Here is a 26963-nt window from a genome sequence, read left to right as displayed (position 1 = left end):
AAGGGGCCGCCCCCGGTGCTCCCGGGGGCGGCCCCACGCTCGGTCGGACGCGGTCAGTGCATGCCGGCGGCGGCAGCCGCCTCCTCGCGGGCCCGGCGCTCGTCACCGCTGAGCGTGTTCAGCGGCTTCTCCTTGATGAACAGCACGACGATCAGGGCGAGCAGCGCGAAGGGCGCACCGATGAGGAACATCTCCGACGTGGCGATGCCGTAGACGTCCTGCACGACCCGCAGCACCGGCTCCGGCAGGGCGGACAGGTCGGGCACCTCGGCCGATCCGCCGCCGGCCGCGATCGGTCCCAGCCGTTCGACGGTCAGTGAGGTCACCCGGTTCGCCAGGACGGCACCGAGCGCGCTGACGCCGACCGCGCCGCCCATGCTGCGGAAGAACGTCAGCACCGAGGTGGCCGCGCCGAGTTCAGCGGCCGGCACGTCGTTCTGCGCGGCCAGCACCAGGTTCTGCAGGAGCATGCCCACACCGACGCCCAGCACCGCCATGTACACCGAAAGCACCGGCACGCTCGTGGTCGCGTCGATGGTGCTCAGCAGCAGCATGCCGACCGTCATCACCGCGGCGCCGGCGACCAGGAACATCTTCCACCGGCCGTACTTGGTGATCAGCTGGCCCGCCACCGTCGAGGAGACCAGCAGACCGAGGACCATCGGCAGGCTCATCAGACCGGCGGCTGTCGGCGACTTGCCGAGCGAGGTCTGGAAGTACTGCGACAGGAACACGGTGCCGCCGAACATCGCCACGCCGACCAGGATGCTGGCCACTGTGGTGAGGCTGACCGTGCGGTTGCGGAAGATCCCGAGCGGGATGATCGGCTCCTCGGTGCGGGCCTCGACGAACACGGCGAGCGCGAGCAGCGCCAGACCGCCGCCGACCAGCAACGCCGTCCAGCCGGAGGCCCAGTCGAACTTGTTGCCGGCCAGCGACGACCAGATCAGCAGCGTGGACACGCCCGAGGTGATCAGCAGGGCGCCGAGCCAGTCGATGCGGACCTTGCGGCGCACCACCGGCAGGTGCAGCGTCTTCTGCAGCAGCGCGATGGACAGCAGGCTGAACGGCACACCGATCAGGAAGCACCAGCGCCAGCCGAGCCAGGACGTGTCGACCAGGACGCCGCCGATCAGCGGGCCGGCGATGGTGCCGACACCGAAGACGGCGCCGAAGATGCCGGCGTACCGGCCCAGCTCACGCGGCGGGATCATGGCCGCCATGACGATCGTGGCGAGTGCCGTCATACCGCCCGCGCCGATGCCCTGGATGACCCGGCTGAGCAACAGCACCTCGACGTTCGGGGTGAAACCGGCGACGAGGGAACCGGCCACGAACAGGCCGAGGGACAACTGGATCAGCAGTTTCTTGCTGTAGAGGTCGGCCATCTTGCCCCACAGCGGCACCGTCGCGGTCATGGCGAGCAGCTCGCTGGTGACGATCCAGGTGTAGACGGTCTGGCTGCCGTCCAGGTCGGCGATGATCCGGGGCAGCGCGTTCGCCACCACCGTCGAGGCGAGGATCGCCACGAACATGCCGACCATCAGGCCGGACAACGCCTGGAGGACCTCCCGGCGCGACATCCGCGTACCCGTCTCGACGGGCGGAACAGTGGCGGTGGTCATCGAACTCCTTGTCGTGTGCACGTGCGAGTGGCCGCGCGCGAGGACGGCGGCCGGTACGGATGGGAGGGGTCAGTGCGGATCGGGCAGGCCGGCGGCGACGGCGGCGAACGCCCCGGCGGTCAGCTCGCGCAGCGTCGTCGTGTCGGGTCGCTCGACCCACTGCATCAGGGCCGTGCGGAACACCGCGCCGGCCACAGTGGTGACGAGCGTCGGATGCCCGTGGCACGGGTCGAGCCCCAGCCGGTCGGCCACCGCCGCGACGATCACCTGCTCGGTCTCGGCGTTGCCGCTGATCAGGCGCGGTAGCAGCGACGGGTTCGCCGCGATGACCCGCAGGCGCAGCAGCCACACCTCCCGATCGGCCTCGACGGCCTCGACCACGTCGTCGAAGGCCAGCCGCAGCGCGTCGAACGCGGACACCTCCGGTGGTGCGGCGACGATGCGGGCGGCCAGCACCTCGCGGTCCGTCGGCTGGTCGCCGAGCAGCGCCTCGTCCTTGCTGGGGAAGTAGTTGAAGAAGGTGCGGGCCGACACGTCGGCGGCCTCGCTGATCTCCTCCACCGTCACCTGGTCCAGGCCACGCTCGGCGACCAGGCGCAGCGCTGCCGCGCTGAGGGCGGCGCGGGTCTGCCGCTTCTTGCGGTCACGCAGGCCGGGGCGGCCCTGATCCGAGGTCACGCCGCGACTCTACGAGCGATCTTGCAGGGAGTGCAAACTTTTAGTCAGTGAAGTGATGCGGGACGCAGCTGCGCCCGGAAAACGGGTTGAGCGCGGTTCCGGCGCTGCCGTACGGTCCCTGCACCTGTCGTCGCAGCGAAGAAGGACGATTCCGCGTGACCCCTCCTGCTCTCTAGAACCTGACACGTTCCCCACGCCTGTAGCCGACGCCTGCGCGCCGGCTCGCCGGGCTGCCCACGGGCGCCCGGCCACAGCGTCCGAGGCCGCGCGTAATCGGCCTCGCGTCAGGTCTTCAGAGATCAGGTCTCATGTCTTCCCAACCTCATATCGTGCTGCCCTGGGTCGTGCGCCGGACCCGCCTTCCGCTGCTGTCGCTGCGCTGCGTCACCTGCCGGGCGGAGTCGGCCACCGCCGCCCGGGGACGGTTCCGCGTCAACGCCAACGGCAAGCTGCTGGACGTGTGGCTGCTGGTGCACTGCGTGTCCTGCGACCGGACCGTCAAGCTCACCGTCCGCGAGCGGGCGACGGTCGGCTCGTTCGACCCAGTCGATCTGCACGGCCACCACCTCAACGATCCCGACCTGGTGGCGGCCACACTGCTGGACCCGGCGTTCGCCCGACGCTGCCGCTTCACCCTGGACTGGACCGGCGCATGGCGCCTGGACGCGCCCGTCGTGCCGCTCGACGGGTGGCCGGTCCAGGTGAACGTCACGTTCGACGACCCGGTGCCGGTACGCCCGGACCGGCTCATCGCACACCGGTTCGGCCTCACCCGGTCCGAGGTGCTGCGCCGGGTCAAGTGCGACATCCCGCTGAAGCGTCCGACGAGCTCCGCCTTCACCTTCACCGTGCTGGCGGAGGACTGACCAGGGCGTGGTCGCGGCGGCACCAGCCGCCGCGACCACGCCGCGCTTCACCCGCCGCTCGCCGTGCCGAGTTCGGCCTCGATCAGGTCGGCGGCGCGGTCGGCGCCGCCGGCGGCGCGGGCCTGCCGCTTCAACTCGGCGCTACGGGCCACCACGGCGGGATCCGAGGTGAGGGCGAGCAGCGTCTCCCGAAGCTCCGCGGCGGTGACGGTGGCCGAGTCGACGACCCGGGCGACGCCCAGGGCGGCCAACTGCTCGGCGTTCGCGAACTGGTCGGCCGCCTGCGGTACGGCGATCATCGGCGTCCCGCAGTAGAGACCCTCGCTGCTGCCGCCCATGCCGGCGTGGGTGACGAAGGCGTCCGCCTGCTCCAGTACGGCCAGCTGCGGCACCCACCGGTGGACCTCGACGCTGTCCGGGACGGGACCGAGTTCGGCGGGATCGACGTGCTCGCCGATCTGCAGGACGGTGTGCCAGCCGGGCAGGTCACCGAACGCGGCGACGCAGCGGCGGTAGAACTCGGGCTGCCGGGTGAAGGCGGAGCCGAGCGAGACGAGCAGCACCTTCCCGGCGCGCTGCGGTCGTACCCAGGAACCCTGGTCGGAGCGGTCCCCCAGGACCGGGCCGACGAAGCTGTAGACCGACCGGTCCACCCGGTCGGCGTTCGGCTGGAGCGCCTCCGGCGGCAGGACGAGGCTGCGGACCGGCCGCCCCTGGAACGCCATGCTGTCGGTGACCGACGAACCCTCCGCGGTCAGCCACGCCGTGAACCGCCGGTGGTAGTCGGCGCCGCGCGGATCGGCCCGCATCGCCTCCACGGCGGGCGCCATGTCCTGCTCGTAGCCGTCCCAGGCCACGAACGTCGAGGAGAGCTGGACGGCTGGGATCCCCCACTGCTCGCCGAGCAGCCGGGCCGGCGCGCCGGCGATGTCGTAGAGGAACAGGTCCGGCCGGTCGTCGGCGTAGGCGGCCCGCAGCTGCGGCAGCATGGCGACGGCATCGTCGAGGAAGAGCGTGAGCTGCTCGATCGGGTCGTCGATGCCGGCGCCGCCGTCGGCGGGCAGGGCCGAGGCGTACGGCTTCAGCTCCGCGCCGGTGCGCCGGATGACCTCGGCGAAGGCGGGATCGTTGGCGTACGTGACCCGGTGACCGCGCCGCACGAGGGTACGGATGATCTCCAGGCTCGGGTTGACGTGCCCGTGGAACGGGATGCTGACCATGGCGATGTGCGGCAAGTGATCTCCTGATCTCTGCTGAGACGAGACGTCCCGTCTCGCGTGTCCAAGCAGAGCACGGCGCGGCTGCACCCGTCAAGACGATACGTCTCGTCTCGTTGTAGGCTCGTGGTGTGACCCCGCAGCCCGCCCGCCGCAACGAGCAGTCCCGCCGCGCGATCCTCGCCGCCGCCCTGGAACTGCTCACCGAGACCGGATACCCGGCCCTGACCGTCGAGGCGATCGCCGCCCGCGCCGGTGTCGGCAAGCAGACCATCTACCGCTGGTGGCGCGGCAAGGGCGCGGTCATCCTGGACGCGCTGGCCGACGACATGCCGGAGGTCATCGCCCTGCCCGACACCGGCGACCTGCGGGCCGACCTGCGTCAGGTCCTCCGGGCCACCGTCGCTGAGTTCGCCGATCCGCGGCTGTCCGCCACCACCCGCGCCATCACCATCGAGACACTGGCCGACGAGGACCTGGGCGGCCAGGCACGCGACCGGCTGCTCCGCCCCCAGCTGAACGCGGTCCGCGTACGCCTGGAGGCCGCCCGCGAGGCCGGCCAGGTCCGCCCCGACGCGGCGCTGGACCAGGTGGTGGAGTTGCTGTTCGGCCCGCTCTACCACCGCTGGCTGCTGCGCAACGGCCCGCTGACCGACGACTACGCCGACGGCATCGTCGACCTGGTCGTCGCCGCCGTCACCCCGTCAACGGGCACCCGCGGCTAGCCAGTCGTCGAAGCTGGTCGGCGCGATGCGCGCGCCGTCGCCGGGCAGCAGCACGTTGCCGGACATCGACGTGCCGAACACGCCCGACCACGTAGGCACCAGCCTGACCCGGCGGCCCCGCGCCTCGTTGGTACGCCGGGCCATGTCGACGAGATCCTCCGTCGCGGGTCCGGCGATGTCGGCGTGGTGTCCCTGCGGTTCGCCGGCGGCGACCTCGGCGAGGATGTCGGCGACGTCCCGGGGTGCGATCGGCTGCACCAGCAGCGGCGCGACGGTGGCGACGCCGTCGCGTTCGGTCCAGCCGGTGACCATGGCGGCGAAGTCGTGGAACTGGGTGGCCGGGACGATCGTCCACGGGACCGGCCCACCTTCGACCAGTCGCTCCTGTTCCCGCTTGCCCGCGTAGTGGGCGTTGTCGTCGACCCGGTGGATGCCGACGATCGACAGCAGCACGTGGTGCCGTACGCCCGCGCGCTGCTCGGCTGCCAGCAGGTTTCGCGTCAGTCCACCCAGGTACGCCACCGTCTCGGAACGATCGCCTGCCGCCACATTGGTCGTGTCGACCACTGACTCGACGCCGGTGAGCGCCTCGTCCAGCCCGTCGCCCGTCGTCAGATCCACGCCCAGCGAGCGGCTGATGCGTACGACGTCGTGGCCCTGCCGCTCCAACGCGGTGACGGTCAGCGCCCCGATCCGGCCCGTCGCTCCCGCGACCGCGATCCGCATCGCCATCGGCCTCCTCTCGGATACGTCCGCCTCACCGTAGTCGGCGGTGCGGGGCCGAGGCGGTCCCGCACCGCCTGCGCGCACATAACTGTCATTATGGTGCGCCACCGATTCGTCCTTTTTGACCGTATGAATTAGATGATTGCTGTTACCGGTAATCCGATAATTGACCATGACGGCGGCGGACTTGGGGCAGGTTCTCTTCCGCGTCGGCAGAGCCCTCGGCGCGCCGGAAGGCGGCGCGTCCCGCCCGGCTCGAAAATCAACGCATGACGACGCCTTCTCGCACGCGACAGGCAGCGGGCTCACCACCCCCACTGCACTACTACCTGGTGTACGACGCTGCCGGCGCGCTGGAAGGGCTGCTGGCTGAGGAGTTCCTGCTCGCGGCGGACCACTCCTCCGTCGGGCTGGCGAGCGGTGGCTGGAGCCGGCCGGAGGGGCGCTGGTACGAGGCGTCGGCCACCAGCCGGCGCCTACGCGTGGACCCTGTGTTGCGCAAGCGAGTGACCCCCGTCGGCCGCTCCGCGGCGGCGACGCTCTATCGGGACCTCTGCGGTGCGGACCTGCCGGACGAGGACGCTCTGCGGGAGTGCTTCGGTGCCCCTCCGTCTCAGCCCTCGTCCCCCTTGCGGTTGGGTGGTTCCGAGCCCCGGCCGGGGTTCCGCGAGACGCGCGTCTACCGGATCCTGTTCGCCGGCGACTTGAGCGCGGACGGACTTGCGGCACTCGGTGAGGCCTGGCAGATGCCGATCACCGGCGACCTGGCGGATCCCGAGGTGCGCACGCTGGGTGCGGTGCGCCGTCAGGTCTCGGGCGACGCCTTTCGCTGGGATCTGCGCAGGGTCGCTGCGGGTGCCGCCTGGGGTCTGGACGTGACCTGCGATCTTCTCGGGGATCGCGACGAGGCGGTCGGTGTGCTGCTGCACGGTCTGACGACGCAGGTGCGCCAGCAGGGGATGATCCCTGTCACCGTCGACCGGTTCCGCTGAGACCGGCACGTGCTCCGGCCCCTGTCCTAGCGCGCGAACGGCCTGATCATCTCGAACGGCTCGGGGAACCGCACCGGGATGCCGCTCTCCGCGCTCTTGCGGTCGAGAAACGCCTTCGTCACGGCGAACCTGTCGAAGACGGCCGGCAGCGGGCGCAGCCTGCGATCCAGCGAGACGAAGAAGTCGTCCCAGTGGATCGGCACGATCAGGTCCGGACGCGTCGCCTCCACCACGTGCCGCCAGTAGTCGCTCTGGAACTGCTGCGGCTGCACCCCCAGCGCGCCGACGGCGAGATACAGGACGTCGGCGTCGAGCCCGTCGAACCTGCCCGGGACGAAGTTGGCGCTCGGATGGATCAGCAGCGAGCCGCCGGGGTGGGTGATGAAGAAGGAGAAGCATCCGCCGTCGCGGTATCTGCTCGCCCTGACCGGCGGAACGAGCGGCTGCTCGATCGTGCCCGGGAACCTGTTGCCGGGGCTGTGGACGCCGGCGAGCACGCGCACGGTGAACGCGCCGATCGTGTGCTCGTCGCTGTCGGCGATCCGCGTCATCGACTCCTCACCGAGGCCCGAGCCGCGCCCCACGTGAAGAGTCGACTCGGAGCCGAACAGTCGTCCGCCGAGCAGCTTGACGATCTCGGGGGCGTCCATGGCGTGGTCGTAGTGGGAATGGGTGACGAAGAGCGCGTCGAGAGCTGTCACACCGGCCCGGGTCAGGGCGCGGGTGATCCGCCCGAGGTCGGGGGCGACGCGGCCGAGCGCGACCCGGAGCAGGGAAGGCCTGCTCAGGAAGCCGTCGATCAGGATTCCCGACGTCCCGTCGGACAGGTGGACGGTCGTGGTGCCGAAGAAGGTGGCTTCGACGGATGCCCCGCTGGAGCCCATGGACGGATGGTAGTGCGCCGACGAGCCGCTGATCATCAGCGCGCCGTGCCCGGCGAGGAGCCGGCGTCGGCGTCACGTGCTTCGGTGTCCGGAGTGGTGCTGCGCAGGCTCCACCCGATCGACACCGCGATCGTCACCACGATCACGCCGAGGGTGACCGGGATGGGCAGCTTGCCGACCGGCGTCTCCGAGAGGATCAACTTCACGCCGGCGAAGGCGAGCAGGACGGCGAGACCGTAGTGCAGGTGTACGAAGCGGCGTAGCAGCCCGGCGAGGCAGAAGTAGAGGCTGCGCAGGCCGAGGACGGCGAAGGCGTTGGCGGTCCAGACGATGAACGTGCTGGTGGTGATGGCCAGGATCGCGGCGACGCTGTCGATGGCGAAGATCAGATCGGTGGCCTCGACCGCGATCAGGACCACGAACAGCAGCGTCGCGACCCGTCTGCCGTCGACCCGGGCGAAGAACCTGTCACCGTGGAAGGCCGGGTCGGTCGGAACGACCCTGCGGACCAGCCGGACGACGGGGTTGCGGTCCGGCGGGGTCGGCTGGTCGTGGCGGAACGCCATCTTGTAGCCGGTCCAGACGAGGAACGCGCCGAAGACGTACGCGGTCCAGAAGAACGTCTCGAGCAGCTCGGCGCCGACGAAGATGAAGACCAGCCGGAAGGCCAGGGCGCCGATGACACCCCAGAACAGCACCTTGTGCTGGAACGCGGCGGGCACGGCGAAGTAGGTGAAGATCAGCGCGAAGACGAAGACGTTGTCGATCGACAGCGCCTTCTCGATCAGGTAGCCGGCGTAGTAGGTGCCGGCGACGTCACCGCCCTGCCAGGCCCAGAGGACGACGCCGAAGAGCAGGCCGGCGGCGATCCAGATGCCGGACCAGGCCGCTGCCTCACGGAAGCCGACGACGTGGTTGTCGCGGTGCAGGAACAGGTCGACGGCGAGCATCGCCGCGATCGCGAGCATGAGTACGGCCCAGATCCACCAGGACACCGACATGACGACGGGAAGACCTCTCGCCCGGGCCGGCACATGCGAGGTGCGCCGGCGCTGCTGGACGAGGGTCTCCCCGGGCCACCTCTGACGGTGACTGCATCGCCGGGAGCCGGATGGGCCGGGCCCGTACTGACGGCGGTGCGTGGATCGTCGGGTACTCCCCCTCGAACTACGATCCAGTATTCACGAAGCACTGTTCGCACGTCAAGGGAGCCGGGCCGTCGATAGGGTGACCGGATGGACGAAGACGCACGACGCCGGCACTCCTCGTCGTTCGGCGCGGCGGCGACCGCGTACGCCGAACACCGCCCGGACTATGCGCGAGCCGCCCTGCGGTGGGCGCTCGAACCCGCACCCGGCGCGCGGGTGCTCGACCTCGGCGCGGGCACCGGCAAGCTCACCGCCACGCTGGCCGAGGTGAGCGACGCCGTGACCGCGGTCGAGCCGGACCCGGCGATGCTCGCCGAACTGCGCCGCACCCTGCCGGACGTACGGGCGCTGTCCGGCAGGGCGGAGGCGATCCCGGTGCCGGACGCCTCCGTCGACGCGGTGGTCGCCGGCAACGCCATGCACTGGTTCGACATGGCGGTGGCCGGGCCGGAGATCGCCCGCGTCCTCTCCCCCGGCGGTGTCCTGGCCGGACTGTGGAACGTGGTGGACGACCGGGTCGACTGGGTGGCAGGGCTCGCGGCGGTCAGTGGCAGCGCCGCCATCGGTCCCCGGGACACGCCCGCGAGCTGGCGCGCCGCCACGGCCGGCATGCACCTGCCGAAGACGGGCGAGGCCCGGTTCGGCTCGCCCGAGCAGGCGGAGTTCCCGCACGGGCAGCGCCGTACCGCCGACTCGCTCGTGGCGACGCTCGCCACCCGGGCCGGGATGCTGGTCATGCCGGAACAGGAACGCACGGAGACGCTCGACCGCATCCGCGCGTACCTGGCGAGCCGGCCGGAGACGGCCGACGGTGAGTTCACGCTTCCGATGCTGACCTGCGTGCTGCGCGTACGCCGGTTGTGAGGACGATGACCGGCGCGGACGTCCGGTCCGCCGCCGCCGCGATGGCCGCCGTGCTGCGGCCCGCCGCCGGCCGGGACTGGACGGTACGCGCCGGAGACCTGGACTGGTCCTGCTGGACCACCGCCGCGCACATCGCGCACGACCTGGTCGCGTACACCGGTCAGGTCTCGGGCCGGCCCGACGGTGGCTATCTGCCGTTCGACCTGCGGGTACGGGCCGACGCCGCGCCCGCCGAGGTGCTCACTGTCGCGGCGGCCGCGGCGGGGATGCTCGCCGCCACCATCGACGCCGCGAGCCCGGACGACCGGGCGTGGCACTTCGGCCCGTGCGATCCGGGCGGGTTCGCCGCGATGGGCGTGGCCGAGATCCTGCTGCACACAGGCGACCTGGCCCGCGGGCTCGGCCTGGACTGGTCGCCACCCGCCGGGCTGTGTGCCGGGGTGGTGCACCGGCTGTTCCCCGACGCACCGGACGGCGAGCCGGCGCCGGTGCTGCTGTGGCTGACCGGCCGTGCGCCGCTCGGCGACCGGCCGCGGCGTACCGCGTGGACCTGGCAGGCGGCGCTTCGCTGAGCGTTCTCAGCGACGCCACCAGCGCCAGCGGCGGCGCGGGCGGGCCGGGTCGGCGCGGGGCGGCTCCGGTGCCGTGACGGCCGGCGCGCCGCGGTCCCGATCGGCACGCCAGCGGCGCACCGCCTCCTCGACGTTCACCGGGCGGACCACCACGCGTGGCCCGGTCGGGGTACGCAGCCAGGCCACCACCTCGGTGTTGAGCGCCGCCACGTACGAGCGGACGGCCTCCTCGGTGGGCAGGTCGCGCAGCTCGGCCGGGAGCTGTTCGATGCGGCGGCGCAACTGGAGCGGCGTGGGCAGCAGCAGGTCGGACGGGATCTGCTCGCGCTCCATGAAGCTGCGGATCCACCAGCCCTCGTCGTAGGGCATGTCGCGCCCCGGGATGGGCTTGCCGGCACCCGGCAGGTTGTCGAACTCGCCGCGTTCCTGGGCCGAGCGGATCTGCGCCTCGACCGCGGCCTCCCAGCCTGTCGTCACCGCCGTCACCTCCCGTACCCACGGTATCCGCCGCCGTCCGACAAGACTCAGCGTCGTGCGTGGCCGGACTGTTCCCGCGCGCCCGGGCGGGGACGCCGCGTAGCGTGCCACCGGAAACGGAAAGGGGTGACGGCGTGCGCGACTGGCTCATCGGACTCGCTGTGGCGACGGCCTGCCTGGTCGCGAGCTGGGCGGTGCTGGTGCTGCTGGCCCGGCGCCTGCCGCCGGGGATCCTGCGCGATCTGGCCGCGTTCGTACCCGACTGCGTGACCGCCGTGCGACGGCTGCGCCGTGACCCGCGGGTGCCCCGCCGCGCCCGGGTCGCGATCGTGGTCGCCGGGCTCTGGGTGGCCAGCCCGATCGACCTGATCCCGGAGTTCCTGCCGGTGATCGGCCCGCTCGACGACATCGTGGTGGTGGCGCTCGCGTTGCGCTACGCCGCCCGGCAGATGCCCCGGCAGGTGCTGCTCGACGCGTGGCCGGGCGAGCCGCGGCTGCTGCTGCGCCTGATCGGCGGCACTGTCACTTCTTCGTCATGAGACCGGCCGGTGGCGGACGTGGCGGTGGCCGTCCCGGGGGAACGGCGGGCGGGCCGGCAGCACCTCGGCGAACGCGTACCCGCTCTTCTCCGCCACCCGGCAGGACGCCGGGTTGTCGACCTGGTGCAGCAGCTCCAGGTGGGTCAGCCCGGTGGCGGCGAACCGGGCGAACGCCCACGCGGTGACCGCCTCGACCGCGCGCGGCGCGACGCCCCGGCCCCGGGCCGGCGCGGCCGTCCAGTAGCCGACCTCGGCGGCCGGGCGTCCCGGGCGGACGTCCTTGAGCACCACGCAGGCCACCACCTGTTCCCCCTCCAGCACCGCGAACATGAACCGGTGCCCGGCGGCCCAGCCCTGGTGGCTGCGGCGCAGGAACACCTGCGCCTGCGCCGGGCCGGTCACCGGATGACTGGTCCAGGCGCGCAGCACCGGATCCCGGTACGCCTCGATCAGCGCGCCGGCGTCACCGTCGCGCCACGGACGCAGCAGCAGGGCGGGCGCGGTCGGGGTGGCCGGCGCGGACAGCACGATCGACATGCCGCAAGTATCACCGCCGCCACACCGGCACCACCGCCCCTCTGCTCCCGCGATCATGAGGTTGGCGGTGACAAATCGGACGCCAACGGCGGCCAACCTCATGATCGCCGGAGCAGAGGGGCGGAAGTGGAGGGTGAGTGGGCGTAGGGTCCGGGGAAGGGCGGCAAACGGGGAGGCGTCGTGGTCACTGTCGGTGCGGTGATGGGAATCGGCCTGGTGGCGCTCGGTCTGGTGCTGACGCCCGGGCCGAACATGGTCTACCTGGTGTCGCGGTCGGTGACGCAGGGGCGGCGGGCCGGGCTGGTGTCGCTGCTCGGCGTGGCGGCCGGCTTCCTGGTCTACCTGGCCGCCGCGGTGGCCGGTATCGCCACCGTGTTCGTGCTGGTCCCGCCGCTGTACACGGCGGTGAAGCTGGCCGGCGCGGCGTACCTGCTGTGGCTGGCCTGGCGGACGCTGCGCCCCGGTGGCACGTCGGCGTTCACCCCGACGCCGCTGCCGCCCGACCGGCCCCGGCGCCTGTTCACCATGGGCCTGGTCACCAACCTGCTCAACCCGAAGATCGCCATCCTGTACGTGTCGCTGCTGCCGCAGTTCGTCGACCCGGCGCGCGGGCACGTGGCGGTGCAGAGTCTGCTGCTCGGCCTGACCCAGATCGTCGTGGCGCTCACCGTGAACGCGCTCATCGTGCTCAGTGCCGGCTCGGTGTCGGCGTTCCTCACCCGCCGGCCGGGCTGGGCGCGCCTGCAGCGGTACGTGATGGGCACGGTGCTGGCGGCGCTCGCGGTGCGGATCGCCGCCGACCGCTCCCGCGCCGCCGTCGCCACCCCCTGACCAGGGGTACGCGCATCAGCGCGCTGCCTCGCGTAGCACCGCCACTCCGCCCGGCTCCAGCGTCAGGGAGCCGTCGACCGTCGCGCCGGTCAGCAGGTCGAGCCCGGTGACCGGCACCCGCTGCGGCTGGTCGGTGTGGTTGAGCAGGTAGAGCAGGCTTCCGTCGGCGTCGTGCCGGCGTACCGCCTCCACGCCCGAGGGTGCGCCGGGACAGGTCGGGGTCACACCGGCGAGCCGGGCCGCCTCGGTGAGCAGCCGCCGGAAGGTGTCGTCGTCGGGGCGGGTCGAGACGTACCAGGCGTACGCGTCGCCGACCCGGTTGCGGGTGACAGCGGGCCGGCCGTCCAGCACTCCCCCGGCGTACGCGCTGATGGTCTCGGCGCCGGCCGGGTGCACCGTCTCCGACCAGATCCGGCCGGTCCCGCCGCCGGTCAGCGGCACCTGTTCGTCGTCGGCGAGGGGGTGGAACTCCTCCACCCGCACGCCGAGCAGGTCCCGGTACGCCCCGGGGTAGCCGCCCAGGCGCACCCGGGCGTGCTCGTCGGCCACGCCGCTGAGCCACGTCACCAGCAGGTGCCCGCCGCCGTGGACGTGCCGGCGTACCCAGTCGGCTGTGGCGTCCGAGGCGAGGTAGAGGGCGGGGAGCACGAGCAGCCGGGCGCCGTCGAGCGGGCTGCCGGGCGGCACGACGTCGGCGGTGACGCCCGCGTGCCACAGCGCCCGGTGCGCGGCGGCCACCTCGCCGGGGTGGTCGAGTCCGTCGCGGGGCATCCCCGGGTGCCGCAGCGCCCAGCCGCTCGCCGCGTCGTACGCGACGGCCACGGCCGCCTGGACGCGGCCCGGCGCGGTCCCGGCGAGCCGGCCCAGCGCGGTGCCCAGGTCGGTGGCCTCGCGGAACACGCGGGTGTCCGCCCCGGCGTGCGACACCACTGCGGAGTGGAAGCGTTCCGCGCCGCCGGCCGGGGCGCGCCACTGGAAGAACATCACTCCGGCGGAGCCGCGTGCGACGTGGGCGAGGCTGTGCCGGGTCATCCGGCCGGGTTCCTTGGTGTGCATCCGCCCGGCGGTGTGGATCTGGCTGGGCGCGCTCTCCATGAGCAGCCACGGCACCGGCCGTCCGGCGCCGTGGCGGGCCCAGCCGCGGGCGAGGTCGGCGGCGAGCGCGGTCTGTTCCTCCGCGCCCGCGTCGGTCGTGGACGGGTAGTGGTCGATCGCCACCAGGTCGACCTCGCGCGCCCAGCGGGCGTGATCGACCGGCACCCAGTCGCCGAGCACGGAGTTGGTGGTGACCGGCACGGCCGGGTTCGCCGCGCGCAGCAGGTCCCGCTGCTCGGTGTACGCGGCCAGCATCGTGTCGGACCAGAAGCGGCGGAAGTCGAGCAGCTGGCCGGGGTTGGCGAGGTACTGGGTGGCGCGGGGCGTGCCGACCTGCGCCCAGTCGGAGTAGTGCTGGCTCCAGAAGCTGGTGACCCAGGCGTCGTTGAGCGCGTCGAGGTCGCCGTACCGGGTGGTGAGCCAGCGGCGGAACGCCGCCTCGGCGTGCGGGCAGTGGCAGGTGGTGCCGTACTCGTTGTGCACGTGCCACAGCGCCAGCGCCGGGTGGTGTGCGTAGCGGGCGGCGAGGACCCCGGCGATGCCGCGGGCGGCGTCGCGGTACGCGGGCGCGGCGGCGCAGTAGGTGTCCCGGCTGCCGTGGGTCAGGCGTACGCCGTCGGCGGTGACCGGCAGCGCGTCCGGGTGGCGCAGCGAGAACCACGGCGGCGGCGACGCGGTGGGGGTGGACAGGGCGGCGCGGATGCCGCCCGCGTGCAGCAGGTCCAGCACGTCGTCGAGCCAGTCGAGCGTGTACCGGCCGGCCTCGGGTTCCAGCCGGGACCAGGCGAACACGCCGACGGTGACCAGGTTGACCCCGGCGGCGCGCATCAGGGCGACGTCCTCGCGCCACACCCGCGGCGGCCACTGCTCCGGGTTCCAGTCGCCGCCGTAGCAGAGACGGCCGTCGTCCCACGGCGCTTTAGTTGTCATCCCGGCCAAAATAGGAACAGCTGAGAAGGAAAGTCAATGCCGTCGATCATTGACAGTTAGTTGGGCTTCCAAAGAAACTGGCGGGACCGCCCGTGGACGCCGCGAGGAGACGCCCATGCCGTACCGCCCGCCGCTGGTCCCGTACGAGACGTTCGTGGCCGACCCGCCCGACCTGCCGGTCCGCGCCCCCGGCGAGGAGGGTGCCGACGACGTGCTGCGGGCCGAGGTGGCCGCGATCGACGCGCACGGGGTCACCCTCGCCGCGACCTGCGCGTCCGGCCGCATGCTGATCGCGCGGGTCGAGGCCGCCGGCGACGGGATCATCCGGGTACGCCTCGCCGACGACCTCTCGGTCCGCAGCCGGTCCGCGGCCGCGCTGACACTGGTCCACCCGCAGCCGCACCCCGCCGCCGTGACAGTCACCGACGGACACGTCCGGGTCGGCGCCGGTGGCGTGGTCGCCGAGCTGCGCCTGGACCCGTGGGGGCTGCGGTTCCTCACTCCCGACGGGCGGCTGCTGCTGGCCTCCGACGGCGGTACCCGGGACATCAGCGGTCGCCGCCGCACGCTGCCGCTCGGCCGCTCCACGTTCGACGGCGAGCCGGTCGCCTGGCACGAGAGCTTCGTCGCGCCCGGCGAGGAACGGTTCGTCGGCTTCGGCGAGAAGTTCACCCCGCTGGACAAGCGCGGCCAGCGCCCGCTGATGTGGAACTTCGACGCCTTCGGCGGCGAGTCCGACCGCTCGCACAAGAACGTGCCGTTCTACCTGTCCGACAGGGGTTACGGCGTCCTGGTCGACAGCGGGCTGCCGGTGCAGTTCGACGTGTGCGCGAGCACGCACAGCAGCGTGCAGATCCTCGTCCCGGACGACCTGCTCGACTACTACGTGCTGGCCGGACCCGCCCCGGCGCAGGTGCTCGACCGGCTCGACGCGCTGACCGGACGACCGTACCTGCCGCCGAGGTGGGCGTTCGGCGCGTGGATCTCGTCCGGCTTCTTCCCGGACAGCCAGCAGCGCGTGCTGGAACGGGCCCGGCGCATCCGCGAGCGGGACATCCCCTGCGACGTGCTGCACCTGGACTGCTACTGGCAGGTCGCCGGACACTGGTCGGACCTGCGCTGGGACGCCGACGCCTTCCCCGACCCGGACGGCATGCTCAAGGACCTCACCGAGCAGGGCTTCCGGGTGTGCCTGTGGATGAACCCGTACCTGATGACCGGCAGCCCGCTCTACGCCGAGGCCGAGGCCGCCGGGTACCTCCTGCGCCGCCCGGACGGGAGCACGTACGTCGCCGACACCTGGCACGGCAGCTACCCCGAATGCGCCATCGTGGACCTGACCGACCCGGCCGCGGTGCGCTGGTTCCAGGGCCTGCTGCGGCCACTGCTGGCGCAGGGCGTCGCCGTGTTCAAGACCGACTTCGCCGAGGGCGTGCCCGCCGACGCGGTCGCACACAACGGCATGACCGGCGTCGAACTGCACAACGTGTACGCGCTGCTGTTCAACGACGCGGTAGCCGACGTCACCGAGGAGGTGGCCGGGCACCGCACCGTGTGGGCGCGCTCGTCGTACCTGGGCGGGCAGCGGCACAGCGCGCAGTGGAGCGGCGACGTCAACGCCACCTGGCCGGGCATGGCCAGCACGCTGCGCGGCGGCATGTCCCACGGGCTGTCCGGGGTGCCGTTCTGGAGCCACGACACCGGCGGCTTCCACGGCACCCCCGAGCCGGACCTGTACGTGCGCTGGACCCAGTTCGGCGCGCTCTCCCCGCTGGTACGGCTGCACGGCACCACGAGCCGGCTGCCGTGGGAGTTCCCGCCCGAGGCGGAACGGCACGCGGTGGACGCGCTGCGGCTGCGCTACCGGCTGCTGCCGTACCTCTGGTCGGCGGCGGTGGCGAGCGCCCGTACCGGCGGCCCGATGCTGCGGGCGCTGCTCGTCGACACCCCGGACGACCCGGCCGCCTGGACCGCCGACCTCCAGTACCGCCTCGGCACGGATCTGCTGGTGGCGCCGGTGCTCGACCCGTCCGGCGAACGCGCCGTCTACCTGCCGGCGGGCGACGACTGGCTCGACGCGTACACCGGGCAGCGGCACCCCGGCGGCCGGCACCTGCGGGTACGCGTGCCGCTGGACCGGCTGCCGCTGTACGTGCGGCACGGCGCGCTGATCCCCACCGTGGCACCCGCGGCGACGGTCGGGACCGGCCCGTTCCGGGATGTCACGCTCGTGGCCTGGGGTGGCGTCGACGGCGTGAGCGTGGTGCGGGATCCCGACGGCGACACCACCGTCACCGCGGTACGTGACGGCGACACGCTCCGCGTACGCGTGGACGGGCCGCTGGACGTCCGGGCGGTCAGCGTGGTCGGGACGGACCCGCCGCGCCGGGTGGTGCTCGACGGCGAGCCGATGCCGGTGACGCCGTTCGCGCCGTGGTTCGGCGGCCGGGACCGGCCGGCCGGAATCTCGCCCATTTAGTTTAAGCTGTAGCCGAACTCGGGCCGGGCGCAGGAGGCGGGCAGTACGTGATCAGCATCGACCGGCCGACGGCCGACCTCGGCGACGTGCGGGTGACCAACCGGGCCGCGGTGCTCCGGCACGTCCGCCGCCACGCCCCCTGCTCCCGGGCCGACGTCGCCGCGCACACCGGGCTGAACAAGGCCACCGTCTCCAGCCTGGTCGCCGAGCTGATCGAGCACGGCCTGCTGCGGGAGACCGGGCTGACCGAGAACCGGGTGGGCCGCCCGGCCACCATGCTCGTCCTCGACGGCTCCCGCTACGCCGGCCTCGGCCTGCGCGTCGGCGCCGACGAACTGGTCGCGGTCGCCGCCGGGCTGGGCGGCGACCCGGTGCTCACCTGGCGGCGCGCGTTCCCCGCCGCCACCGCCGGTCCCGAGGAGACGGTGAAGGCGCTCGTCGCGCTGGTCCGCCGTGCCATCACCCGGATCGGCACCGACCGCACCGTGCTCGGCCTCACAGTGGCCGTGCCCGGGCTGGTGGACCCCGACGGCGACGTGCCGGCCGCACCCGCGCTGGGCTGGCGCGGCGTGCCGCTGGCCGCGTCGGTGCGTCGCGCGCTGCGCGACAGGGGTTTCCCCGTCGCCGTCGACACCGAGGCCAACCTGGCGGTGCTGGCCGAGCGGCGGCACGGCCCGTACGCCGCCACGACCGACCTGGTGCACCTCACCGGCGGCCCGGCGATCGGCGCGGGCCTGATCAGCGGCGGCCGACTGTTGCGCGGCGGGCGGGGCTTCGCCGGCGACGTCGGGCACCTGCCCCTGGCCGCGGACGGACCGTCCTGCGACTGCGGGCGGCGCGGCTGCCTCACCGCGCTGCTCGGCGTGGACGCGGTGATCCGCCGCCTGCTGCCCGACGCCGGACCGGTCACCGACCACCTGCCGGAGGTCGAACGGATCCAGGCCCTGGCCCGCGCCGGGGACGAGCCGGTACGGACCGGGCTCACCGAGATCGGCCGGCTGCTCGGGCAGGCGGCGTCGGTGCTGTCCGGGCTGCTCGACCCGGAGGTGGTGGTGGTCGGCGGGCACCTGGCGGCGCTCGCGCCGTGGCTGCTGCCGGCCGCCCACGCCGAACTCGCCGCCCGCACACCGGTCCCGCCCGGCGTGCGGCTGGAGGCCAGCACGCTCGGGTCCGCGGCCGGGGCACTGGGCGGGGCCACCGCCGCACTGGCCGCAGTGGAGGCCGGGCGCCTGCCCGCCGGATGACCCCTTGACCGCACCGGCCGGAAGGTGCCAACCTCGGTAGCGCCGCGTTCCGGGACCGGGCAACCTGCGAAGCGGCGTGTTTTTCGGCGGTTGTCGAAGCGCTTCACCACCGCTCCGGGCCGACACCGCCGCACCCCCACCACCCCTTTTCGCGTACGCGACGCCGCATCACCGGCTCGTCCGTCGAAGCGCTTCGACGGACGAGTGGCAACACGTACGCCGACCGGAGGCGCCCACCATGACCGACCCCGTCCCCCACCGTCTCGACGACCTGCTGGCCCGGCTCACGCTGCCGGAGAAGCTCGGCCTGCTGCACCAGTGGCAGGCGCCGGTGCCCCGGCTCGGCCTGCGCGCGTTCCGCACCGGCACCGAGGCGCTGCACGGCGTCGCGTGGCTCGGCACGGCCACCGTCTTCCCGCAGGCGATCGGCCTGGCCGCGAGCTGGAACCCGGACCTGATCCGGGCGGTCGGCGCCGCCGTCGGCGACGAGATACGCGTCAAGCACCGGGCCGACCCCGACCGCGTCGGCCTCAACGTGTGGGCGCCGGTGGTCAACCCGCTGCGCGACCCCCGGTGGGGACGCAACGAGGAAGGCTGGTCCGAGGACCCGTGGCTGACCGGCCGGCTCGCCACCGCGTACGCGCTCGGGTTGCGCGGCGACCACCCGATCCGGCTGCGGACCGCGCCGACACTCAAGCACTTCCTCGGCTACAACAACGAGACCGACCGGGCCACCACCTCCAGCGACCTGCCGCCCCGGGTGCTGCACGAGTACGAGCTGCCGGCGTTCCGCGCCCCCCTCGCCGCAGGCGCGGCGGTGGCGGTGATGGCGTCGTACAACCTGGTCGACGGCGTGCCGGCGCACCTCAGCCCGCTCATCGAGGGCGAGCTGCGCGGCTACGCCGACGACGAGATCATGGTGGTCGGCGACGCCGGGGCGGTCGGCAACATCGCCGGCGTGCAGGAGTACCTGCCCGACCACGTGGCCGGGTTCGCCGCCGCGCTGCGCGCCGGCATCGACAGCTTCACCGAGGACGACGAGGACAGCACCCCCACAGTGGAACGTCTCACCGAGGCGCTGGCGCGCGGGCTCGTCGACGTCTCCCACGTGGACCGGGCGGTGCGGCGGATCCTGTCCGTCCGGTCGCGGCTGGGCGACCTCGACCCCGATCCCCACGACGACGTGCCGCCCCACACGCTCGACAGCCTCGCCCACCGGGAACTCGCCCGCGAGGCCGCCCGCCAGTCGGTCGTGCTGCTGCGCAACGACGGCCTGCTGCCGCTGCGCCCCGGCACCCGCGTCGCCGTGCTCGGCCCGCTCGCCGACACCGTGCTCACCGACTGGTACAGCGGCACCCCGCCGTACGCCATCAGCGCGTACGCCGGCCTGCTCGGACGCCTGCCCGAGGTGACCACCCACCCCGGCGCGGACCGGATCACGCTGCACGTCGGCGACCGGGCGGTACGCGACGACGGCGACGGCCCGCTGGCGCTCGGCGACAGCCCGGCCGAGTTCGACGTGGTCGACTGGGGGCGCGACGTGGTGGCGCTGCGTGCCGTCGGCACCGGCCGGTACGTCGGCGCCGACGACACCGGGGCCCTCGTGGCCGACCGCGACGGACCGGGCGGCTGGGTGGTACGCGAGACGTTCCGCCTGCACCACCGGCCCGACGGCACCGCGTTACTGCATCACCTGGCCACCGGCCGGCACGTCGGCGTCGCACCGGACGGGCGGCTGAGCGTCGCCACCGGCGACCCGGCCGGGTTCACAGTGACGCTGCTCGTGGACGGGGCCGCCGAGGCCGCCGCGCTGGCGGCCGCCGCCGACGTGGCGGTGGTGGTGCTCGGCAACCACCCGATGGTCAACGGCCGGGAGACCGAGGACCGGGCCGACCTGGCGCTGCCGACCGGCCAGGCGGAGCTGCTGCGGGCCGTACACGCCGCGAACCCGCGTACCGTGCTGGCGCTGACCAGCAGCTACCCGTACGCGGCCGGCTGGGCGCAGGAGCACCTGCCGGCGGTGCTGTGGAGCGCCCACGGCGGACAGGAACACGGCAACGGGCTGGCCGACGTGCTGCTCGGCACCGCCGACCCGGGCGGGCGGCTCACCCAGACCTGGTACGCCGACGCCGCCGAACTGCCCGACCTGCTCGACTACGACGTCATCGGCGCCGACGCCACCTACCTCTACCACCGGGGCGAGCCGCTGTACCCGTTCGGACACGGGCTCAGCTACGCCGAGTTCGACTACGCTGACCTCCGGTTGAGCACCGCCACGGCGCGCGCCGGCGAGGAGGTCGAGGTGAGCGTCGAGGTCACCAACACGGGCCGCCGCCCGGGCACCGAGGTCGTGCAGCTCTACACCCGGCAGCGGCGCTCCCGGGTCAAGCAGCCGCTGCGGCAGTTGCGCGACTTCGCCCGCGTCACGCTCGACCCGGGCTGCACCGCCCGCGTCACGATGCGGCTTCGTACCGCCGAACTGGCCTGGTGGGACGAGACCCGCGCCGCGATGGTGGTGGAGGACGCCGTCCACTCGGTGCTGGTCGGCCGGTCCGCGCGCGACATCCGGCTCGTCGGCCCGCTCACCGTCACCGGCGGCGACGCCACGGCCGAGCCGGCGGGCACCAGCTTCGGGACGGCCCGGTGACCGGCCGAACCCCTGGCGAGCAGGTCACCATCGCCGACGTGGCCCGCCACGCCGGGGTGGCCGCCAGCACCGTGTCGTACGTGCTCAGCGGCAAACGCACCATCTCGGCCACCACCCGCAGCCGGGTGCTCGCCAGCGTCCGCGCACTCGGCTACCACCCGCACGCCGGGGCCCGCGCGCTCGCCAGCCGCAGGGCCAACGTGATCGCGCTGGTGCTGCCGCTGCGTACCGGCATGCAGGTGCCAGTGGTGATGCGCTTCGCCACCGCCGTGGTCACCACCGCCCGCCGCCACGACCACGACGTGCTGCTGGTCACCGCCGACGAGGGACCGGCCGGACTGCACCGCATCGCCGGCAGCGCGCTCGTCGACGGCGTGCTGCTGATGGACGTGGAGCTGGAGGACTCCCGGGTACCGCTGCTGCGCGAGCTGGCGCTACCCGGCGTCCTGATCGGGCACCCCGCCGACAGCACCGGACTGGCCTGCGTGGACCTCGACTTCCGGCGCGCCGGGGAGCTGTGCGTGGAACACCTCGCCGCCGCCGGGCACCGGCGCGTCGCGCTGCTCGGCGCGCCCGCCGCGGTCTACGACCGGGGCACCGGGTTCGCCCACCGCACCCGCGCCGGGGTACGCGCCGCCGCGCAGCGGCTCGGCGTCGACGCGGTGACCCGGCCCTGCGAGGAGGGACCGGCGGCGGTACGCCGCGACCTGGAGGCGCTGCTCTCCGACCACCCGGACGTCACCGGACTGGTGGTGCAGAACGAGTCGGCGGTCGGCCCGGTGCTCGCCACGTTGCCGCTGCTGGGCCGCCGGGTGCCCCGCGACGTGTCGGTCGTCGCGATCTGCCCGGACGAGCTGGCCGAACAGTCGGGGCTCACCTGCGTGCCGGTGCCCGCCGAGGAGGTCGGCCGGCAGGCGGTGGCGTTGCTGATGCGGCGGTTGAGCGGCGAGCCGGTGCCGGAGGTGACGTTGCTGGAACCGCACCTCACCGTGCGGGACACCAGCGCCGGGACCGGACGGTGACGGCGCACCGCATCCACGACATCGCGCCGGCCGACGCCTGGACCGACGCGTTCCTCACCGGCAACGGCGAGCTGGGCCTGATGGTCCCCGGACGGCCGCACGCGGAGCGGATCGTGGTGAACCACCACCGGCTCGTCCTGCCCAACGGCACCCGGCACGCCCGCGCACCCGAGCTGGCCGGCCGGATGCCGCACATCCGCGCGCTGGTGCTCGCCGGGCGACGGGCCGAGGCGGCCCGGCTGCTCACCGGCGGCCGGGAGCTGGAGTGGACCCAGTCGTTCCACCCCGGGTTCGCGCTCACCGTCGACGCGGCGCCCGGACCGGTACGCGGCTACCGGCGTGACACCGACTTCACCACCGGGGAGGTGACCGTCGAGTGGCCGGGCGGGCGGCGGCGCTGCTTCGCGTCCCGCGCCGACGGTGTCGCGGTGCTCCACCTCGACCAGGGCGACTGCGTGGTCGCGGTGACGGGTGAGCTGCCCGGCAGACCGGCCGACGTGGTGTACGAGCAGGCCGCGTACCGCCGCGACGGACTGGTGTTCCTGCGGGTACGCGCCCGCTACCCGGACGCCGGTGGCGCGTACGGGTTCGAAGGGCTGACGCTGCTGCGCGGCGATGTGAGCGTCGACGGCGACCGGGTGCGGGTACGCGGACCGGCGCTGCTCACCACGCTCGTCGACCGGCCCGAGGAGCCGCCCTGGCGGACCCGGGCCTCGGAACGGCGGCTCGCCGCGCTCGCCGGGGACTACGAGGAGCTGCTGGCCCGGCACGTGCCCCGCCATCGCGGCCCGTACGCCCGGGTCGGCCTGGACCTCGGCGTGCCCGCCGCCGACCGGGCGCTGCCAGTCGGTGAGCTGCTGGCCCGGCAGGCCGCCGCGCCGGACCGGCTGGACCCGGCGCTGCTGGAACGGCTGTTCCACTCCGGCCGGTACCTGCTGTTCAGCGCCAGCGGGGTACTGCCGCCCCGGCTGACCGGGCTGTGGCTGGGTTCCTGGGACGCCGCGTGGGCCGGCGACTTCACCACCGACGCGAACCTGAACCTCCAGCTCGCGGGCGCGAACGTGGGCGCGCTGCCGGAAGTCACAGCGGCGCACGCCCGGCTGGTCGCCGCGCAGGTGGACCACTGGCGCGCCAACGCCCGCGCGGTGTACGGGGCACGCGGGCTGCTGGCACCCAGCCGCACCGACGGCGAGCACGGGCACCTGTTCCACGTCCACCCGGAGTGGCCGTTCACCGCGTGGCTGGCTGGCGCGGACTGGCTGCTGCACCCGCTGCACGAGCACCACCTGGTCACCGGTGAGCCGCTGGGCGAGGTGGCCGGCTGGCTGGCCGAGGTGGCGGACTTCTTCGCCGACGTGCTGACCGTCGTGGACGGCCGTCCCGCGCTGGTGCCGTCGTACTCGCCGGAGACCGGCCCGTACGACGACACCGGCCGGACCGCGCCCGTCGCGGTCAACGCCACCATGGACGTCGCCGCGGCCCGGCACGCGTTGCGGCTGGCCGCCGAGGTGACCGGCGCCGACCGGTGGGCCGGGGTGCGGGCGCCGGACTACCTGGTCGACGGGCGCGGTGCGCTGGCCGAGTGGGCGTGGCCCGGCAGCACCGGCGACGAGGACCACAGGCACGTCAGCCACCTGTATCCGGTGTGGCCGCTCGACGAGATCAACCCGGACGACACCCCGGAACTGGCCGCCGCCGCGCACCGGGCGCTGACGCTGCGCGGCGACGAGAACCGGTCGGCGCACGGCAGCCTGCACCGGGCGCTGGCGGCGGCCCGGCTGCGCGACGGCGAACTGGTCGCGGCGAACCTGCGCAAGATCCTCGGCGCGGACATGTTCTTCCGGTCGCTGATGAGCGCCCACAACCCGGGCCGGACCACGTACAACGCCGACGCCGCGCACGCGCTGCCGGCGGTGCTGATCGAGTCGCTGGTCCAGTCGCGCCCGGGGACGCTGCGGCTGCTGCCCGCGCCGCCGCCCGGCCTGCCCGCCGGCACGCTGCGCGGCATCACCTGCCGGGGCCGGGTCACCGTCGAGGAGCTGACCTGGGCGCCGGGCCGGGTGCGGGCGCGGCTGGTGTCCCCGGTGGCGCAGCGCGTGGTCGTGCACGCGCCGGGCGGCCACCGTGCGGTGGAGCTGACCCCGGACCGGCCGTGCGAGGTGGTGTTCGGCTAGATGTTGTCGGGCTGGTGCAGCGCCGGGTGGCTCTCCCCCGGAGCGGCGTACCAGGGCGGGGCGTCGTCGGTCAGCGCGGTGCCGATCCGCAGCCGCGCCCAGTCGTCCAGGTCCGGCAGCGCGTCCGGGGCGAACCAGGCCACCGCGAGCGACTCGTCGCCGTCGGCCGTCGGCGCTCCACCGATCGCCCGGCAGCGGAACCAGACATTCAGGTATTCGCAGGCGTCGCCGTTGGGGTAGACCACCGGATGGGTGGCGACACCTGCCAGCCGGTCGATCGTCACCGCCACGCCCGTCTCCTCGTGGACCTCCCGCACCAGCGCGTCGGCGGGCTGCTCGCCCGGGTCCACGGTGCCCGCCGGAACGGACCATCGGCCGTTGTCGCCACGGCGGGCCAGCAGCACCCGCCCCGCGTCGTCGGTGACCACGCCGCTGACGCCGTACAGCATCAGCAGGTCGTGGCCGACGTGGCGGCGCAGCCGGGCGATGTAGGGCGAGACGGCCATGGCGAGCAGGCTACCGGCGGGCCTGCCCGTGCCGCCGGACCATGCCCTCGGCCAGCGCCGCGCCGTCCAGGTCACCGGCGGCCAGCCGCCCGGCGACGGTACGGCGCACCATCCGGTCGGCGAGCGCCGGAGCGTGCCGGGCCAGCGCCATCTCGATCCGGCCGCGCCGGGTGGTGGCCACGTCCCGTGGCGCGCGCCGGGCGGTGGCGGCGCGCAGGATCGCCGCGACCACGCCCTCGACCGGCTCCGGCCGCGACACCCCGCTCAGCGACAGCCCGGCCGCCACCGTGCTGTCGTGGATCGGGGAGGCGACCATGCTGGGGTAGACGACGCTGACGCCGACGTGCGTGCCGACCTCGTGGCGCAGCGCGTCGGCGTACGCGACGAGCGCCCGCTTGCTGACCCCGTACGCGGCGGCCAGCGGCAGCGGCAGCACGGCCATCCGGCTGGCCACGAAGATCACCCGGCCGCGGGCGGCCTCCAGGGCCGGCATGGCGGCGGCGGTGGTCCGCCAGGCGGCGAGCAGGTTCACCTCGATCTGGCGGCGGACCACCTCGTCCGGCGGCAGCTCGGCGGGCGCGGGGCCGCCCACACCCGCGTTGTTGATCAGCAGGTCCAGCCCGCCGAGCCGGTCGACGGCGGCGGCCACCGCCGGTGGCGTCGCGGCCGGGTCGGTCAGGTCGACGCCGAGGACCGGCGGTCTGGCGTCGGGGTCGGCGTGCAGGTCCAGCCCGACCACGTGCGCGCCGGCGGCGGTGAGCGCCGCGCCCAGGTGCTGCCCGAACGTGCCCCGGGCGCCGGTGACCAGCACCCGCCGCCCGGCCAGCCCGCTGGTCCGGCCCGGCGCGCTCATCGTGCCGCTCCGGCGCGGCGACGGCCGACGGCCAGTTCGCGGCCCAGCTCGGCCAGGTAGACGTCGAAGTCGACGCGCATGTGCGGGCGGCGCTGCCCCCACCGGGCGGTGGCGGCACGCAGCTCCTCGCGGCAGGCGGCGGCCTGCCGGGCCGGGTCCGGTGGCGCCCAGGTGCCGGCCAGGCGCGCGGCCACCAGCCGGGCCTGCGCCTCGACCAGGGGGAACGCCGCGCCGGTGGACTGCATGAGCCCGACGAACGCCAGCCCGGGCGCGTCCAGGTGGAACACGTGCCGGTACAGGGGCAGCCGGTCCGCGCCGTCGCCGAGCAGCGCCGGGTCGAGGAACGGCATCTCCACCCGGTAGCCGGTGCACCAGACGACCAGTTCGACCTCGTCGTGGCGGCCGTCGGTGAACTCGACCCGGTCGCCGTCGAAGCGGGCGATGCCGGGCCGGGCCTGGATGTCGCCGTGGGTGAGCCGGGACAGCAGCGCGTCGGACAGCGTCGGGTGGTCCTGGAGGAAGCCGTGCGCCGGTGCGGGCAGCCCGTACCGGGTGGGCGGCCCGACGGCGGTGGTGATCATGGTCTGGCTGATCCGCTGCCGCAACCGCCAGGGCAGCCGGCGGGCGAGCGCGCCGTTGAGCGTGTCCGACGGGCGGCCCAGCAGGTACTTGGGCACCACCCACACGCCGCGGCGCAGCGACAGCAGCGTGCGTTCGGCGGCGTACGAGGCGTCGACCGCGATGTCCATGGCGGAGTTGCCGCCGCCGACCACGAGCACTCGGCGCCCGGCGAGCTGCTCCGGGCCGCGGTAGTCGTGGCTGTGCATCTGCTCGGCCGTGCACTCACCCGGGTACGGCTCGGGTCGCTTCGGCACCCGGTTGTGCCCGTTGGCGACCACCACCGCCTCGACGTCGACCTCGACCGGGCCGTCCGGGCCGGTGGCCCACACCCGCCAGCCGTCACCGGTGCGGGTGACCCGCTCGACGGTGTGCCGCAGCCGTACCGCCTCGCGCAGCCCGAACCGGTCGGCGTAGTCGCCGAGGTAGCCGGCGACGCGGGTGTGGTCGGGGTAGTCGGGCCAGTCGGCCGGCATCGGGTGGTCGGCGAACTCGGTGCGCCCCTTGCTGGTGTTCAGGTGCAGCGTCCGGTACCCGGGCGAGCCGGGTGCGCCGTACACCCAGAGGCCGCCGAGCGTGTCGGCCGCCTCGAACGCGATCGCCGGAACACCGGCGTCGGCGAGCGCCTTGAGTGTGGCCAGCCCGGCGGCTCCGGCGCCGACGACGGCGACCCTCGGTACGGCCATGCCCGCCTCCTTAATCCAACGACCGATG

24 protein-coding genes are annotated in these 26963 nt (G+C 73.8%); 12 read left to right on the top strand and 12 right to left on the bottom strand.

Annotation, left to right across the window (positions count from 1 at the left end; all coding sequences use genetic code 11):
* Positions 1-53: 53 nt before the first annotated feature.
* Both ACN27D_RS31880 and ACN27D_RS31875 read right to left on the bottom strand, forming a co-directional pair.
* Complete coding sequence (locus tag ACN27D_RS31880) at positions 54-1625, bottom strand: MDR family MFS transporter (protein ID WP_421500766.1); 1572 nt, start codon at positions 1623-1625, stop codon at positions 54-56.
* Between the two features lie 69 nt (positions 1626-1694).
* Positions 1695-2303 (bottom strand): TetR family transcriptional regulator, encoded by a 609-nt coding sequence (locus ACN27D_RS31875; protein ID WP_421500765.1) that lies wholly within the window; start codon positions 2301-2303, stop codon positions 1695-1697.
* A 329-nt stretch (positions 2304-2632) separates the two neighbouring features.
* On the opposite strand from ACN27D_RS31875, the gene ACN27D_RS31870 reads away from it, so the two are divergent.
* Complete coding sequence (locus ACN27D_RS31870) at positions 2633-3169, top strand: DUF1062 domain-containing protein (protein ID WP_233585529.1); 537 nt, start codon at positions 2633-2635, stop codon at positions 3167-3169.
* A gap of 47 nt (positions 3170-3216) precedes the next feature.
* On the opposite strand, the gene ACN27D_RS31865 is transcribed toward ACN27D_RS31870, so the two are convergent.
* Positions 3217-4389, bottom strand: coding sequence for a macrolide family glycosyltransferase (locus ACN27D_RS31865; RefSeq protein ID WP_421501226.1), 1173 nt, complete (start codon positions 4387-4389; stop codon positions 3217-3219).
* Positions 4390-4517: 128 nt separating this feature from the next.
* Between ACN27D_RS31865 and ACN27D_RS31860 the strand changes: the two genes are divergently transcribed.
* The gene (locus ACN27D_RS31860; RefSeq protein ID WP_421500764.1) at positions 4518-5111 is read left to right on the top strand and encodes a TetR/AcrR family transcriptional regulator; all 594 of its coding nucleotides are present in this window, start codon (positions 4518-4520) and stop codon (positions 5109-5111) included.
* On the opposite strand, the gene ACN27D_RS31855 is transcribed toward ACN27D_RS31860, so the two are convergent.
* Positions 5091-5837, bottom strand: a complete 747-nt coding sequence (locus ACN27D_RS31855) for an SDR family oxidoreductase (protein WP_421501225.1) — start codon at positions 5835-5837, stop codon at positions 5091-5093. The two genes, ACN27D_RS31860 and ACN27D_RS31855, sit on opposite strands and share 21 nt — an antisense overlap.
* Positions 5838-6169: 332 nt before the next feature.
* Here ACN27D_RS31855 and ACN27D_RS31850 point away from each other — a divergent pair, with 332 nt between their 5' ends.
* Positions 6170-6829: a hypothetical protein gene (locus ACN27D_RS31850; protein WP_421500763.1), complete on the top strand. Its 660-nt coding sequence runs from the start codon at positions 6170-6172 to the stop codon at positions 6827-6829.
* 26 nt (positions 6830-6855) lie between these two features.
* Here the strand turns inward: ACN27D_RS31850 and ACN27D_RS31845 are convergent, their stop codons facing one another.
* Both ACN27D_RS31845 and ACN27D_RS31840 read right to left on the bottom strand, forming a co-directional pair.
* A complete protein-coding gene (locus tag ACN27D_RS31845; RefSeq protein WP_421500762.1) occupies positions 6856-7713 on the bottom strand; it encodes an MBL fold metallo-hydrolase in 858 nt (285 codons plus the stop codon).
* A gap of 35 nt (positions 7714-7748) precedes the next feature.
* Positions 7749-8714 carry a TerC family protein gene (locus ACN27D_RS31840; RefSeq protein WP_421500761.1) on the bottom strand — a complete coding sequence of 322 codons (966 nt, stop codon included), beginning with the start codon at positions 8712-8714 and terminating at the stop codon, positions 7749-7751.
* A 234-nt stretch (positions 8715-8948) separates the two neighbouring features.
* On the opposite strand from ACN27D_RS31840, the gene ACN27D_RS31835 reads away from it, so the two are divergent.
* Both ACN27D_RS31835 and ACN27D_RS31830 read left to right on the top strand, forming a co-directional pair.
* Positions 8949-9725 carry a class I SAM-dependent methyltransferase gene (locus ACN27D_RS31835; RefSeq protein WP_421500760.1) on the top strand — a complete coding sequence of 259 codons (777 nt, stop codon included), beginning with the start codon at positions 8949-8951 and terminating at the stop codon, positions 9723-9725.
* 5 nt (positions 9726-9730) lie between these two features.
* A complete protein-coding gene (locus ACN27D_RS31830; protein WP_421500759.1) occupies positions 9731-10297 on the top strand; it encodes a maleylpyruvate isomerase N-terminal domain-containing protein in 567 nt (188 codons plus the stop codon).
* 6 nt (positions 10298-10303) lie between these two features.
* On the opposite strand, the gene ACN27D_RS31825 is transcribed toward ACN27D_RS31830, so the two are convergent.
* Positions 10304-10774, bottom strand: a complete 471-nt coding sequence (locus tag ACN27D_RS31825; RefSeq protein WP_120573781.1) for a DUF1992 domain-containing protein — start codon at positions 10772-10774, stop codon at positions 10304-10306.
* Between the two features lie 134 nt (positions 10775-10908).
* On the opposite strand from ACN27D_RS31825, the gene ACN27D_RS31820 reads away from it, so the two are divergent.
* Positions 10909-11313, top strand: a complete 405-nt coding sequence (locus ACN27D_RS31820) for a YkvA family protein (protein WP_120569920.1) — start codon at positions 10909-10911, stop codon at positions 11311-11313.
* On the opposite strand, the gene ACN27D_RS31815 is transcribed toward ACN27D_RS31820, so the two are convergent.
* Positions 11308-11850 carry a GNAT family N-acetyltransferase gene (locus tag ACN27D_RS31815; protein ID WP_421500758.1) on the bottom strand — a complete coding sequence of 181 codons (543 nt, stop codon included), beginning with the start codon at positions 11848-11850 and terminating at the stop codon, positions 11308-11310. The two genes, ACN27D_RS31820 and ACN27D_RS31815, sit on opposite strands and share 6 nt — an antisense overlap.
* A gap of 180 nt (positions 11851-12030) precedes the next feature.
* On the opposite strand from ACN27D_RS31815, the gene ACN27D_RS31810 reads away from it, so the two are divergent.
* Positions 12031-12681, top strand: a complete 651-nt coding sequence (locus ACN27D_RS31810; protein ID WP_358176744.1) for a LysE family translocator — start codon at positions 12031-12033, stop codon at positions 12679-12681.
* A 15-nt stretch (positions 12682-12696) separates the two neighbouring features.
* On the opposite strand, the gene ACN27D_RS31805 is transcribed toward ACN27D_RS31810, so the two are convergent.
* Positions 12697-14706, bottom strand: coding sequence for a beta-galactosidase (locus ACN27D_RS31805; protein ID WP_421500757.1), 2010 nt, complete (start codon positions 14704-14706; stop codon positions 12697-12699).
* Between the two features lie 115 nt (positions 14707-14821).
* Between ACN27D_RS31805 and ACN27D_RS31800 the strand changes: the two genes are divergently transcribed.
* From ACN27D_RS31800 to ACN27D_RS31780, 5 genes are all read left to right on the top strand, one after another.
* A complete protein-coding gene (locus ACN27D_RS31800; protein WP_421500756.1) occupies positions 14822-17185 on the top strand; it encodes a TIM-barrel domain-containing protein in 2364 nt (787 codons plus the stop codon).
* A 47-nt stretch (positions 17186-17232) separates the two neighbouring features.
* Complete coding sequence (locus tag ACN27D_RS31795) at positions 17233-18429, top strand: ROK family transcriptional regulator (RefSeq protein WP_421500755.1); 1197 nt, start codon at positions 17233-17235, stop codon at positions 18427-18429.
* 238 nt (positions 18430-18667) lie between these two features.
* Positions 18668-21076 (top strand): beta-glucosidase family protein, encoded by a 2409-nt coding sequence (locus ACN27D_RS31790; protein WP_421500754.1) that lies wholly within the window; start codon positions 18668-18670, stop codon positions 21074-21076.
* Positions 21073-22098: a LacI family DNA-binding transcriptional regulator gene (locus ACN27D_RS31785; RefSeq protein ID WP_120569927.1), complete on the top strand. Its 1026-nt coding sequence runs from the start codon at positions 21073-21075 to the stop codon at positions 22096-22098. Before ACN27D_RS31790 ends, ACN27D_RS31785 begins: the two co-directional genes overlap by 4 nt.
* Entirely contained in the window at positions 22095-24272 is a 2178-nt protein-coding gene (locus tag ACN27D_RS31780; RefSeq protein ID WP_421500753.1) for a glycosyl hydrolase family 95 catalytic domain-containing protein, read from the top strand. Before ACN27D_RS31785 ends, ACN27D_RS31780 begins: the two co-directional genes overlap by 4 nt.
* Here the strand turns inward: ACN27D_RS31780 and ACN27D_RS31775 are convergent.
* Genes ACN27D_RS31775 through ACN27D_RS31765 form a run of 3 tightly spaced genes read right to left on the bottom strand, consistent with a single transcriptional unit; the run spans position 24269 to position 26935 of the window.
* The gene (locus tag ACN27D_RS31775; RefSeq protein ID WP_358176764.1) at positions 24269-24778 is read right to left on the bottom strand and encodes an NUDIX hydrolase; all 510 of its coding nucleotides are present in this window, start codon (positions 24776-24778) and stop codon (positions 24269-24271) included. The genes ACN27D_RS31780 and ACN27D_RS31775 overlap by 4 nt on opposite strands.
* Positions 24779-24788: 10 nt before the next feature.
* Positions 24789-25631, bottom strand: coding sequence for an SDR family NAD(P)-dependent oxidoreductase (locus tag ACN27D_RS31770; RefSeq protein ID WP_358176767.1), 843 nt, complete (start codon positions 25629-25631; stop codon positions 24789-24791).
* Positions 25628-26935, bottom strand: a complete 1308-nt coding sequence (locus tag ACN27D_RS31765) for a flavin-containing monooxygenase (protein ID WP_421500752.1) — start codon at positions 26933-26935, stop codon at positions 25628-25630. Before ACN27D_RS31765 ends, ACN27D_RS31770 begins: the two co-directional genes overlap by 4 nt.
* Between the last annotated feature and the right edge of the window lie 28 nt (positions 26936-26963).

The organism is Micromonospora sp. WMMD1274 (genome assembly GCF_049179035.1).
GTDB lineage: Bacteria > Actinomycetota > Actinomycetes > Mycobacteriales > Micromonosporaceae > Micromonospora > Micromonospora tulbaghiae.
This window is presented reverse-complemented; position numbering and strand designations above follow the sequence as displayed.